We start from the raw sequence: 13866 nt of genomic DNA on the forward strand, positions 1-13866 counted from the left end.
AAACGTAAAAAAGCGACCCACATCAAAAATTAGATAACATTCTAATTTTTGAGTATAGGTCACTTTTTATATCTAAAAACATCCACCAAAATAGAGAAAAATCAATTTATAAAATGTGTTTTACTAACCTTCAAAATATTTAGCTACAATTGCTTTTTTGACCAAAATTTGTTGATAAGATTCCACATCTCCATGTTTAAGAGTTTCTTCTTCATGAATAGATAATCGCCATTTATAAGCTTGAATTTCTCTATCTAATAACTCCTGAGGAGCTCCAATTAATTGGAGAATAGTCATACGTTCTTCAATACTCTTTAAGGGATATACATCTGCAAGATTGACTGTCCTTGTAACACTTGTAGAACGTTTTCTATGGATATAAATAGCCTTATTCATAAAAGCAATTTTATCTGCCTGAAGATAAACTTTATAAGTTGTGAAATCATCCTCTACACTTTTATCTGTTGGATATACAATATCCTTAAACAGCTCTGTCTTGTATAACTTCGCCCACGGAACTGTGAAGCATTGACTCAAATTATACTTACTGTCATATTGATGGTTAAACCATTCAAATGGCGTATAAGTCTGTTCAAAATAACCATCTGCTCCTACATGAATCAAAAAACTAGCTTGATCATCCAAAAATTGAGTAAAGTTTCCGATTGCAATATCTGCATCTGTTTTTTTCAATAAATCATAAAGATTTTGGATATGATCCAACTCCAACCAGTCATCATTATCTACAAAAACGATATAATCCCCAGTTACAACTTCCAAGGCACGATTGCGGCTAGAAGAAACTCCACCGTTTCTTTTATGATAGACTTTAACACGTTCATCTTGATTTTGATAACGTTGACAGATTGCTGCTGAACCATCTGTTGAGCCATCATTAATCAAAATAATTTCAAGATTTTGATAGTTTTGTTGAACGATACTATCCAAACATTTTTCAAGATATAGTTCTGACATATAAACAGGAACGATAACACTAATTTTTTCCATCATTTCAATCATATACTCCTTTTCTGATGCATTATATAAAAAACAAAGTCAATTCTAGTACAGTGCGCATTATTTAAGATATATCCTAAATCAATTCTAATATTTCTGATAACAGATTAATCACATTTAACTTCCCCAGCATTTGGTAAGTATTCTTTTATAAATCCTGATATATCCTTGGTCACCAGAGCCCCTGCTGCTATGACTGCACCATCTCCAATAGTTACCCCAGCCATGATTTGAGCATTGTTTCCAATCCAAACATCATTACCAACTCGAGTTGGACTTTTCAAAATATGATCATCAGTCATCTGCAATGACTCATCCGTGTAAAATACCTCTAAACTCTTGAATGGATAGGTTGTAATCAACTCTAAATCATGATTTGCAGTTATAAATTGAACATTATGCCCAATAGAACAATAATCACCAATTATAACCTGACCTCCGTGGTCATAGTCAATTAATTGTGGAATGCCATACGTATGCTTCCCAACCATTAAGGCTCCGTAATCAATCAAATAACGACAAGTATATTTTGTCAAGTAATCAAATAAATCTGGACGCGAATCATATATTCGTATTTCTAAGGGAATAGTTTCCTGATGTAAACCTTCCCAGTAGGAATGGCCTACTTCTTCATAGCAACACTCAAAAACTGCTGTTAGTTGCTCTGATTTAGAATATAATTTAAGTTTTTGATCTTCTAATTTCCAAAATCGCTCATTATCATGACCTGCTCCACCAATATCTCTAATCTTACCATCAGATAAGAATTGAAAATAACGTTGGTGTTGCTTATTTTTATGTGAAAACAAACAAAATTTTCCAGATAGCAATTAAAACTCTCTCCCTTCAACTAAATTGACTATATCTATCAGTGTGTCTACAATATGAATAACTTGTCATCCAACTAAAACTTTTATACAAATTTAATGTTACTAACCATTAATATAGATGTACTATATAGCGTTCTATTATTATATACATCTTACCACAAATAGCCTTATAATAAAAGCAACTTACATACAATTAACAACTCGGAAATATAATCATACACAATTCAAGGTCATGCCAATGGAGTTTTATTTCTTCAAGGATATTAATCAACAAGTAAAATGAGATCTTAAAGTCTTGTTTACCATAGGCTACAATCGTACAGGAAAAATGCGAATACAACTATCGATCATTAGTAGACATTTACGACGAAATAATGCAAAAAATCCCCTGGATGAGTTTCCATCCAAGGGATTTTGCATAAATCGAAATAATAATACTTTTTATGTATTTTTAACCCGATTACTCTTCATCATCACGTTTACGGCGTTTCGCGATCAGACCTAGACCAGTCACAGCTGCCAAGGCTCCAAGGAGTACAGATGTCTTAGAAGCTTCTGTACCTGTATTTGGCAATTGCTGTCTTGACTTACCTGCTGACTCTGACGCACTTGTTGATGCTGACTCAGAGGCGCTTGTGCTTGCTGATTCTGACGCACTTGTTGATGCTGACTCAGATGCACTTGTTGATGCCGATTCAGAAGCTGATGTACTTGCTGATTGGCTCGCACTTGTTGATGCTGACTCAGAAGCGCTTGTGCTTGCTGATTCTGACGCACTTGTTGATGCTGACTCAGATGCACTTGTGCTTGCTGATTCTGACGCACTTGTTGACGCTGATTCAGAAGCGCTTGTACTTGCTGATTCTGACGCACTTGTTGATGCTGATTCAGAAGCTGATGTACTTGCTGATTCTGACGCACTTGTTGACGCTGATTCAGAAGCTGATGTACTTGCTGATTCTGACGCACTTGTTGACGCTGATTCAGAAGCCGATGTACTTGCTGACTCAGAAGCCGATGTACTTGCTGATTCTGACGCACTTGTTGATGCTGATTCAGAAGCTGATGTGCTTGCTGATTCTGACGCACTTGTTGATGCTGACTCAGAAGCTGATGTACTTGCTGATTCTGACGCACTTGTTGACGCTGATTCAGAAGCTGATGTGCTTGCTGATTCTGATGCGCTTGTTGATGCTGACTCAGAGGCGCTTGTGCTTGCTGATTCTGATGCGCTTGTTGATGCTGACTCAGAAGCGCTTGTGCTTGCTGATTCTGACGCACTTGTTGACGCTGATTCTGACGCACTTGTTGATGCCGATTCAGAAGCCGATGTACTTGCTGACTCTGACGCGCTTGTTGATGCCGATTCAGAAGCTGATGTGCTTGCTGACTCTGACGCGCTTGTTGATGCCGATTCAGAAGCTGATGTGCTTGCTGACTCTGACGCGCTTGTTGACGCTGATTCAGAAGCTGATGTGCTTGCTGATTGGCTCGCACTTGTTGACGCTGACTCAGAAGCTGATGTACTTGCTGATTCTGACGCACTTGTTGATGCTGATTCAGAAGCCGATGTGCTTGCTGATTCTGATGCGCTTGTTGATGCTGATTCTGACGCACTTGTTGATGCTGATTCAGAAGCTGATGTGCTTGCTGACTCAGAAGCCGATGTACTTGCTGATTCTGACGCACTTGTTGACGCTGATTCAGAAGCTGATGTGCTTGCTGATTCTGATGCGCTTGTTGATGCTGACTCAGAGGCGCTTGTGCTTGCTGATTCTGATGCGCTTGTTGATGCTGACTCAGAGGCGCTTGTGCTTGCTGATTCTGATGCGCTTGTTGATGCTGACTCAGAAGCGCTTGTGCTTGCTGATTCTGATGCGCTTGTTGATGCTGACTCAGAGGCGCTTGTGCTTGCTGATTCTGATGCGCTTGTTGATGCTGACTCAGAGGCGCTTGTGCTTGCTGATTCTGATGCGCTTGTTGATGCTGACTCAGAAGCGCTTGTGCTTGCTGATTCTGATGCGCTTGTTGATGCTGACTCAGAGGCGCTTGTGCTTGCTGATTCTGATGCGCTTGTTGATGCTGACTCAGAAGCTGATGTGCTTGCTGATTCTGACGCACTTGTTGACGCTGACTCAGAAGCTGATGTGCTTGCTGACTCAGAAGCGCTTGTTGACGCTGACTCAGAAGCTGATGTGCTTGCTGATTCTGATGCACTTGTTGATGCTGATTCAGAAGCCGATGTGCTTGCTGATTCTGATGCACTTGTTGATGCTGATTCAGAAGCTGATGTGCTTGCTGATTGACTTGCACTTGTTGATGCAGACTCAGAGGCACTTGTGCTTGCTGATTGACTTGCGCTTGTTGATGCTGATTCAGAAGCTGATGTGCTTGCTGATTGGCTTGCACTTGTTGATGCTGACTCAGAAGCGCTTGTTGACGCTGACTCAGAAGCTGATGTACTTGCTGATTCTGACGCACTTGTTGATGCTGATTCAGAAGCCGATGTGCTTGCTGACTCTGACGCACTTGTTGACGCTGATTCTGACGCACTTGTTGATGCCGATTCAGAAGCCGATGTACTTGCTGACTCTGACGCGCTTGTTGATGCCGATTCAGAAGCTGATGTGCTTGCTGACTCTGACGCGCTTGTTGATGCCGATTCAGAAGCTGATGTGCTTGCTGACTCTGACGCGCTTGTTGATGCCGATTCAGAAGCTGATGTGCTTGCTGACTCTGACGCTGACTCAGAAGCTGATGTACTTGCTGATTCTGACGCACTTGTTGATGCTGATTCAGAAGCCGATGTGCTTGCTGATTGACTTGCGCTTGTTGATGCTGACTCAGAAGCTGATGTACTTGCTGATTCTGACGCACTTGTTGACGCTGACTCAGAAGCTGATGTACTTGCTGATTCTGACGCACTTGTTGATGCTGATTCAGAAGCCGATGTGCTTGCTGATTGACTTGCGCTTGTTGATGCTGACTCAGAAGCGCTTGTTGACGCTGATTCAGAAGCCGATGTGCTTGCTGATTCTGACGCACTTGTTGATGCTGATTCAGAAGCCGATGTGCTTGCTGATTGGCTTGCACTTGTTGATGCTGATTCTGAAGCTGATGTGCTTGCTGATTGACTTGCGCTTGTTGATGCCGATTCAGAAGCCGATGTACTTGCTGACTCTGACGCGCTTGTTGATGCCGATTCAGAAGCTGATGTGCTTGCTGATTGACTCGCGCTTGTTGATGCTGACTCAGAGGCACTTGTGCTTGCTGATTGGCTTGCACTTGTTGATGCTGATTCAGAAGCTGATGTGCTTGCTGACTCTGACGCACTTGTTGATGCTGACTCAGAAGCGCTTGTTGACGCTGACTCAGAAGCTGATGTACTTGCTGATTCTGACGCACTTGTTGATGCTGACTCAGAAGCGCTTGTTGACGCTGATTCAGAAGCCGATGTGCTTGCTGATTCTGATGCACTTGTTGATGCTGACTCAGAAGCTGATGTGCTTGCTGATTCTGACGCACTTGTTGACGCTGATTCAGATGCTGATGTACTTGCTGACTCTGACGCGCTTGTTGATGCCGATTCAGAAGCTGATGTGCTTGCTGACTCTGACGCGCTTGTTGACGCTGATTCAGAAGCTGATGTGCTTGCTGACTCTGACGCACTTGTTGATGCTGACTCAGAAGCGCTTGTTGACGCTGACTCAGAAGCTGATGTACTTGCTGATTCTGACGCACTTGTTGATGCTGACTCAGAAGCGCTTGTTGACGCTGATTCAGAAGCCGATGTGCTTGCTGATTCTGATGCACTTGTTGATGCTGACTCAGAAGCTGATGTGCTTGCTGATTCTGACGCACTTGTTGACGCTGATTCAGATGCTGATGTACTTGCTGACTCTGACGCACTTGTTGATGCTGACTCAGAAGCGCTTGTTGACGCTGATTCAGAAGCCGATGTGCTTGCTGATTCTGATGCACTTGTTGATGCTGACTCAGAAGCTGATGTGCTTGCTGATTCTGACGCACTTGTTGATGCTGACTCAGAGGCGCTTGTGCTTGCTGACTCTGACGCACTTGTTGATGCTGACTCTGACGCGCTTGTTGACGCTGACTCTGACGCACTTGTTGATGCTGATTCAGAAGCTGATGTGCTTGCTGACTCTGACGCACTTGTTGATGCTGACTCAGAGGCGCTTGTGCTTGCTGATTCAGAAGCTGATGTGCTTGCTGACTCTGACGCACTTGTTGATGCTGACTCAGAAGCGCTTGTTGACGCTGATTCTGACGCACTTGTTGATGCCGATTCAGAAGCCGATGTACTTGCTGACTCTGACGCGCTTGTTGATGCCGATTCAGAAGCTGATGTGCTTGCTGACTCTGACGCGCTTGTTGATGCCGATTCAGAAGCTGATGTGCTTGCTGACTCTGACGCGCTTGTTGACGCTGATTCAGAAGCTGATGTGCTTGCTGATTGGCTCGCACTTGTTGACGCTGACTCAGAAGCTGATGTACTTGCTGACTCTGACGCACTTGTTGATGCTGACTCAGAGGCGCTTGTGCTTGCTGACTCTGACGCACTTGTTGATGCTGACTCAGAAGCTGATGTGCTTGCTGATTCTGACGCACTTGTTGACGCTGACTCTGACGCACTTGTTGATGCTGATTCAGAAGCTGATGTGCTTGCTGACTCAGAGGCGCTTGTGCTTGCTGATTCAGAAGCTGATGTGCTTGCTGACTCTGACGCACTTGTTGATGCTGACTCAGAAGCGCTTGTTGACGCTGACTCAGAAGCTGATGTACTTGCTGATTCTGACGCACTTGTTGATGCTGACTCAGAAGCGCTTGTTGACGCTGATTCAGAAGCCGATGTGCTTGCTGATTCTGATGCACTTGTTGATGCTGACTCAGAAGCTGATGTGCTTGCTGATTCTGACGCACTTGTTGACGCTGATTCAGATGCTGATGTACTTGCTGACTCTGACGCGCTTGTTGATGCCGATTCAGAAGCTGATGTGCTTGCTGACTCTGACGCGCTTGTTGACGCTGATTCAGAAGCTGATGTGCTTGCTGACTCTGACGCACTTGTTGATGCTGACTCAGAAGCGCTTGTTGACGCTGACTCAGAAGCTGATGTACTTGCTGATTCTGACGCACTTGTTGATGCTGACTCAGAAGCGCTTGTTGACGCTGATTCAGAAGCCGATGTGCTTGCTGATTCTGATGCACTTGTTGATGCTGACTCAGAAGCTGATGTGCTTGCTGATTCTGACGCACTTGTTGACGCTGATTCAGATGCTGATGTACTTGCTGACTCTGACGCACTTGTTGATGCTGACTCAGAAGCGCTTGTTGACGCTGATTCAGAAGCCGATGTGCTTGCTGATTCTGATGCACTTGTTGATGCTGACTCAGAAGCTGATGTGCTTGCTGATTCTGACGCACTTGTTGATGCTGACTCAGAGGCGCTTGTGCTTGCTGACTCTGACGCACTTGTTGATGCTGACTCTGACGCGCTTGTTGACGCTGACTCTGACGCACTTGTTGATGCTGATTCAGAAGCTGATGTGCTTGCTGACTCTGACGCACTTGTTGATGCTGACTCAGAGGCGCTTGTGCTTGCTGATTCAGAAGCTGATGTGCTTGCTGACTCTGACGCACTTGTTGATGCTGACTCAGAAGCGCTTGTTGACGCTGATTCTGACGCACTTGTTGATGCCGATTCAGAAGCCGATGTACTTGCTGACTCTGACGCGCTTGTTGATGCCGATTCAGAAGCTGATGTGCTTGCTGACTCTGACGCGCTTGTTGATGCCGATTCAGAAGCTGATGTGCTTGCTGACTCTGACGCGCTTGTTGACGCTGATTCAGAAGCTGATGTGCTTGCTGATTGGCTCGCACTTGTTGACGCTGACTCAGAAGCTGATGTACTTGCTGACTCTGACGCACTTGTTGATGCTGACTCAGAGGCGCTTGTGCTTGCTGACTCTGACGCACTTGTTGATGCTGACTCAGAAGCTGATGTGCTTGCTGATTCTGACGCACTTGTTGACGCTGACTCTGACGCACTTGTTGATGCTGATTCAGAAGCTGATGTGCTTGCTGACTCAGAGGCGCTTGTGCTTGCTGATTCAGAAGCTGATGTGCTTGCTGACTCTGACGCACTTGTTGATGCTGACTCAGAAGCGCTTGTTGACGCTGACTCAGAAGCTGATGTACTTGCTGATTCTGACGCACTTGTTGACGCTGATTCTGACGCACTTGTTGATGCCGATTCAGAAGCCGATGTACTTGCTGACTCTGACGCGCTTGTTGATGCCGATTCAGAAGCTGATGTGCTTGCTGACTCTGACGCGCTTGTTGATGCCGATTCAGAAGCTGATGTGCTTGCTGACTCTGACGCGCTTGTTGACGCTGATTCAGAAGCTGATGTGCTTGCTGATTGGCTCGCACTTGTTGACGCTGACTCAGAAGCTGATGTACTTGCTGACTCTGACGCGCTTGTTGATGCCGATTCAGAAGCTGATGTGCTTGCTGACTCTGACGCGCTTGTTGACGCTGATTCAGAAGCTGATGTGCTTGCTGATTGGCTCGCACTTGTTGACGCTGACTCAGAAGCTGATGTACTTGCTGATTCTGACGCACTTGTTGATGCTGATTCAGAAGCCGATGTGCTTGCTGATTGACTTGCGCTTGTTGATGCTGACTCTGACGCGCTTGTTGACGCTGACTCAGAAGCTGATGTACTTGCTGATTCTGACGCACTTGTTGATGCTGATTCAGAAGCCGATGTGCTTGCTGATTGGCTTGCACTTGTTGATGCTGATTCTGAAGCTGATGTGCTTGCTGATTGACTTGCGCTTGTTGATGCTGACTCAGAGGCACTTGTGCTTGCTGATTGGCTTGCACTTGTTGATGCCGATTCTGAAGCTGATGTGCTTGCTGATTGACTCGCGCTTGTTGATGCTGACTCAGAGGCACTTGTGCTTGCTGATTGGCTTGCACTTGTTGATGCTGATTCAGAAGCTGATGTGCTTGCTGATTGACTTGCACTTGTTGATGCAGACTCAGAGGCACTTGTGCTTGCTGATTGACTTGCGCTTGTTGATGCTGATTCAGAAGCTGATGTGCTTGCTGATTGGCTTGCACTTGTTGATGCTGACTCAGAGGCACTTGTGCTTGCTGATTGGCTTGCACTTGTTGATGCCGATTCTGAAGCCGATGTGCTTGCTGATTGGCTCGCACTTGTTGATGCCGATTCTGAAGCCGATGTGCTTGCTGATTGGCTTGCACTTGTTGATGCTGATTCAGAAGCCGATGTGCTTGCTGACTCTGACGCACTTGTTGATGCTGATTCAGAAGCCGATGTGCTTGCTGACTCTGACGCACTTGTTGACGCTGATTCTGACGCACTTGTTGATGCCGATTCAGAAGCCGATGTACTTGCTGACTCTGACGCGCTTGTTGATGCCGATTCAGAAGCTGATGTGCTTGCTGACTCTGACGCGCTTGTTGATGCCGATTCAGAAGCTGATGTGCTTGCTGACTCTGACGCGCTTGTTGATGCCGATTCAGAAGCTGATGTGCTTGCTGACTCTGACGCGCTTGTTGACGCTGATTCAGAAGCTGATGTGCTTGCTGATTGGCTCGCACTTGTTGACGCTGACTCAGAAGCTGATGTACTTGCTGATTCTGACGCACTTGTTGATGCTGATTCAGAAGCCGATGTGCTTGCTGATTGACTTGCGCTTGTTGATGCTGACTCAGAAGCTGATGTACTTGCTGATTCTGACGCACTTGTTGACGCTGACTCAGAAGCTGATGTACTTGCTGATTCTGACGCACTTGTTGATGCTGATTCAGAAGCCGATGCGCTTGCTGATTGACTTGCGCTTGTTGATGCTGACTCAGAAGCGCTTGTTGACGCTGATTCAGAAGCCGATGTGCTTGCTGATTCTGACGCACTTGTTGATGCTGATTCAGAAGCCGATGTGCTTGCTGATTGGCTTGCACTTGTTGATGCTGATTCTGAAGCTGATGTGCTTGCTGATTGACTTGCGCTTGTTGATGCCGATTCAGAAGCCGATGTACTTGCTGACTCTGACGCGCTTGTTGATGCCGATTCAGAAGCTGATGTGCTTGCTGATTGACTCGCGCTTGTTGATGCTGACTCAGAGGCACTTGTGCTTGCTGATTGGCTTGCACTTGTTGATGCTGATTCAGAAGCTGATGTGCTTGCTGATTGACTTGCACTTGTTGATGCTGACTCAGAGGCACTTGTGCTTGCTGATTGACTTGCGCTTGTTGATGCTGATTCAGAAGCTGATGTGCTTGCTGATTGGCTTGCACTTGTTGATGCTGACTCAGAGGCACTTGTGCTTGCTGATTGGCTTGCACTTGTTGATGCCGATTCTGAAGCCGATGTGCTTGCTGATTGGCTCGCACTTGTTGATGCTGATTCAGAAGCCGATGTGCTTGCTGACTCTGACGCACTTGTTGATGCTGATTCAGAAGCTGATGTGCTTGCTGATTGGCTCGCACTTGTTGATGCCGATTCAGAAGCTGACGTGCTTGCTGATTGGCTCGCACTTGTTGATGCTGACTCAGAGGCACTTGTGCTTGCTGATTGGCTTGCACTTGTTGATGCTGATTCAGAAGCCGATGTGCTTGCTGATTGGCTCGCACTTGTTGATGCACTTTGGCTTGCTGACGTGCTTGCTGATTGACTTGCACTTGTCGATGCGGACTGGCTAGCTGACGTGCTTGCTGATTGGCTCGCACTTGTCGATGCTGACTGACTAGCTGATGTGCTGGCTGATTGGCTCGCACTTGTTGACGCTGATTCAGAGGCACTTGTGCTTGCTGATTGGCTTGCACTTGTCGATGCTGACTGGCTAGCTGACGTGCTTGCTGATTGGCTCGCACTTGTTGATGCTGATTCAGAAGCCGATGTGCTTGCTGATTGGCTTGCACTTGTTGATGCTGATTGGCTAGCTGACGTGCTTGCTGATTGGCTTGCACTTGTCGATGCGGACTGGCTAGCTGACGTGCTTGCTGATTGGCTTGCACTTGTCGATGCGGACTGGCTAGCTGACGTGCTTGCTGATTGGCTTGCACTTATCGATGCGGACTGGCTAGCTGACGTGCTTGCTGATTGGCTTGCACTTGTCGATGCTGACTGGCTAGCTGACGTGCTTGCTGATTGGCTCGCACTTGTCGATGCTGACTGACTAGCTGATGTGCTTGCTGATTGGCTTGCACTTGTTGATGCCGATTGACTAGCCGATGTGCTCGCTGATTGGCTCGCACTTGTTGATGCCGATTGGCTAGCTGATGTGCTTGCTGATTGGCTTGCTGACGTGCTGGCTGATTGGCTTGCACTTGTCGACGCGGACTTAGATGCGCTCGTTGAGGCACTTTGGCTCGCACTTGTCGACGCGGACTTAGACGCGCTTGTTGAGGCACTTTGACTTGCACTTGTCGACGCGGACTTAGATGCGCTTGTTGAGGCACTTTGGCTCGCACTTGTCGACGCGGACTTAGACGCGCTTGTTGAGGCACTTTGACTTGCACTTGTCGACGCGGACTTAGATGCGCTTGTTGAGGCACTTTGACTTGCACTTGTCGACGCAGACTTAGACGCGCTTGTTGATGCACTTTGGCTTGCACTTGTCGACGCAGACTTAGACGCGCTTGTTGATGCACTTTGGCTTGCACTTGTCGACGCGGACTTAGATGCGCTCGTTGAGGCACTTTGGCTTGCACTTGTCGACGCAGACTTAGATGCGCTCGTTGAGGCACTTTGGCTTGCACTTGTCGACGCAGACTTAGATGCGCTCGTTGAGGCACTTTGGCTTGCACTTGTCGATGCGGACTGACTTGCTTTCGTCGACAATGACTTAGATGCACTTGTTGATGCACTTTGACTTGCACTTGTCGACGCGGACTTAGATGCGCTCGTTGATGCACTTTGACTTGCACTTGTTGACGCTGACAAGGAAGCCTGTTGCGATCTATACTCTGAATCATCTACCGTAATAGTAACTGGAACTTCATCTGTCGAACCATCTGGATAAGTTACTATAACTGTTCGTGTTAATTTACCATTTGTAACCGTTGAGTTCTCGCCACTCTTCCATGTATAAGTCGTTCTTGTATTAGGCGTTGTTCCTGTAGTTGGCAAGTCAGACTTGTTGGCAATATAAGTCTCTGGTGATCCCAAATTTGGAACAGTTCCATTTGAAGTCACCTTGACTGTAGGATTTGTTGCTCTAGGAGTATACTTATCAGACTGCTTACGGAACTCAATAATGATGTTAGCATTATTGACACTACCATTTTGTCCGCTATTATTCGTTAGGGTAGATTGATCATATCCAGAGATATAACGATTCCAAACGTTAAGACTAGCATTATCATTGACGGGCTGACCCTTACCTACATGACCTGAGATAGTCACTTTATACGGATTAGCATCTGTCGCATTGCCATCTTTTCCTAAATTACTTGTCTTATCTGTAAAGGTAATATTTGTTCCACTCGCAGAACTCTCTAGACGACCACCATTCGTAACTTCAAAATTACCTGATGGAGCATCATTATAGGCATTATCATGAACCTTAATCTTGTCCAAGCGACCATGGTCATCAGTCAAGTTCACATCTACACTGAATTCTTCTTCACGATAAACGATTATCTTACGCGGATTCGCAGGATCAATTTTTGCATTAGTTCCAGGAGTTAAGTTTTTAATTGTTGGTCGCTCATTGACTGTAGCTGACTGCGGAATTGGAGTACTACGTGTTCCGTCATTGTAGACAATCGTTGCTGTACCATCTGCCTGGACTTCAATATCGTCGATACGGTGATCTACTTTAGCATTTTTGGCATAGATGGCATTCTTGACAGCAGTCTTTTCCTCTTCTGTCAAACTGTTTTTATTTGTAACAGTTGTCAATTCAGGATTTGTCACTGGAAGACGATCCTTGAGCTGACCTTGAATAAAACCAAACCAAGAACTAGTTGCAGGATTCCCTGAAGGATCGACTGCTTTAACTACACGAGAAAATTTATTACCAGACGACCACTGCATATTATCATTGACAGTAACATCCACTGTCCGTGTAGCTGGAGCGGTAGTTAGACTTGTAATATTATCTACTGCACCACTCCCCCATTTAGTAGAGTTCCCTTCAAAGAAGTCATTCAGAGGCTCTAATGTTTTATTTGAACCTTGCTTATTCAAGGTCAATTCTGTTAATTGTCCAAAATTGTCATTACCAGTGAAAGTAATCTGGATCTTATCTCCAGCATAAAAAATAGAACGCCCATCACTATCTGTTTTAGGTGTTTGATTATTTACTTTCACAGTGTAATCAACAGTTGGCGCAGTTGCATCTCTCACATTCGCTTGAACTGTATCAACAGTATTATCACGATAAGTAAGAGTGATAAGACCTGTATCAGATACCGTAATTTCTTTATTGCCTTCAGAGCCCTTCACATAGTCAGTACCTGAGAGGATAGCGGCATTTTTACTCTTGAAGTTAGCAAGGATTTGGGCTTTCTCAGTTGCACTCAAAGATGCAGGGTTGTTAACTGCAACAGGGTCGCCACTTACAGGGTTGTTACGTTCGTCGAAACCTTTGATAGTCAGATTTAAACTTCCAGGGGTACGTTGCCCTGCAGTATCAACCACTTCGAAGTTAAGAGTATAAGTACGCGGAGTCATTGGAACCCAATTATCAGATTTGCGACCAACAACACCTGTGATTTCCGATATATGTTGTGTAGGGTTGCGTCTGTCAGGATAGTATGGCCTAAATCCTTGATTACCAACAGGGGTGTTACTCATAGTCAAGCCCCTGATTTCAGTATTACTAGGATCAGATAGTAACGATAAAAGCCCTTTATCATCATTCATAGTAAAACGAATTCCAGTTTTAGGGACTCCTGGTGCGTTCTCTATTGCTTCATCGTTATATACTTCTACAGAAGAAGGAGAAATCGAAAGAGTAGG

The 13866-nt window shown here is 45.6% G+C and carries 4 protein-coding genes and 5 pseudogenes; 6 read left to right on the forward strand and 3 right to left on the reverse strand.

Features of this window, described 5'->3' with window-relative positions; genetic code table 11:
• Positions 1 to 123 precede the first annotated feature (123 nt).
• The 3 genes from AXK38_08165 to AXK38_08175 form a co-directional block, all read right to left on the reverse strand.
• Entirely contained in the window at positions 124 to 1008 is an 885-nt protein-coding gene (locus AXK38_08165; GenBank protein AMH89673.1) for a glycosyl transferase, read from the reverse strand.
• Positions 1009 to 1124: 116 nt separating this feature from the next.
• The gene (locus AXK38_08170) at positions 1125 to 1826 is read right to left on the reverse strand and encodes a chloramphenicol acetyltransferase (protein AMH89217.1); all 702 of its coding nucleotides are present in this window, start codon (positions 1824 to 1826) and stop codon (positions 1125 to 1127) included.
• Positions 1827 to 2307: 481 nt separating this feature from the next.
• Positions 2308 to 2421, reverse strand: coding sequence for a peptidase (locus AXK38_08175; protein ID AMH89218.1), 114 nt, complete (start codon positions 2419 to 2421; stop codon positions 2308 to 2310).
• A gap of 61 nt (positions 2422 to 2482) precedes the next feature.
• On the opposite strand from AXK38_08175, the gene AXK38_08180 reads away from it, so the two are divergent.
• The 6 genes and pseudogenes from AXK38_08180 (at position 2483) to AXK38_08205 (ending at position 11821) form a co-directional block, all read left to right on the forward strand.
• Positions 2483 to 4153, forward strand: a complete 1671-nt coding sequence (locus AXK38_08180) for a hypothetical protein (protein ID AMH89219.1) — start codon at positions 2483 to 2485, stop codon at positions 4151 to 4153.
• Between the two features lie 33 nt (positions 4154 to 4186).
• Positions 4187 to 4813: pseudogene (locus AXK38_08185) on the forward strand (hypothetical protein).
• A 57-nt stretch (positions 4814 to 4870) separates the two neighbouring features.
• Positions 4871 to 8701, forward strand: a pseudogene (locus tag AXK38_08190) (hypothetical protein).
• Positions 8702 to 8734: 33 nt separating this feature from the next.
• Positions 8735 to 9901: pseudogene (locus AXK38_08195) on the forward strand (hypothetical protein).
• A 225-nt stretch (positions 9902 to 10126) separates the two neighbouring features.
• A pseudogene (locus tag AXK38_08200) lies at positions 10127 to 10876 on the forward strand (hypothetical protein).
• A 258-nt stretch (positions 10877 to 11134) separates the two neighbouring features.
• Positions 11135 to 11821: pseudogene (locus tag AXK38_08205) on the forward strand (hypothetical protein).
• Positions 11822 to 13866: the final 2045 nt, after the last annotated feature.

Origin of the sequence: Streptococcus mitis, from assembly GCA_001560895.1 — a bacterium.
GTDB classification, from domain to species: Bacteria; Bacillota; Bacilli; order Lactobacillales; family Streptococcaceae; genus Streptococcus; species Streptococcus mitis_Q.

Excerpts from the sequence above, each read along its gene's own strand:
- AXK38_08165 (AMH89673.1), bottom strand. The coding sequence starts at position 1,008 with ATGGAAAAAATTAGTGTTATCGTTCCTGTTTATATGTCAGAACTATAT.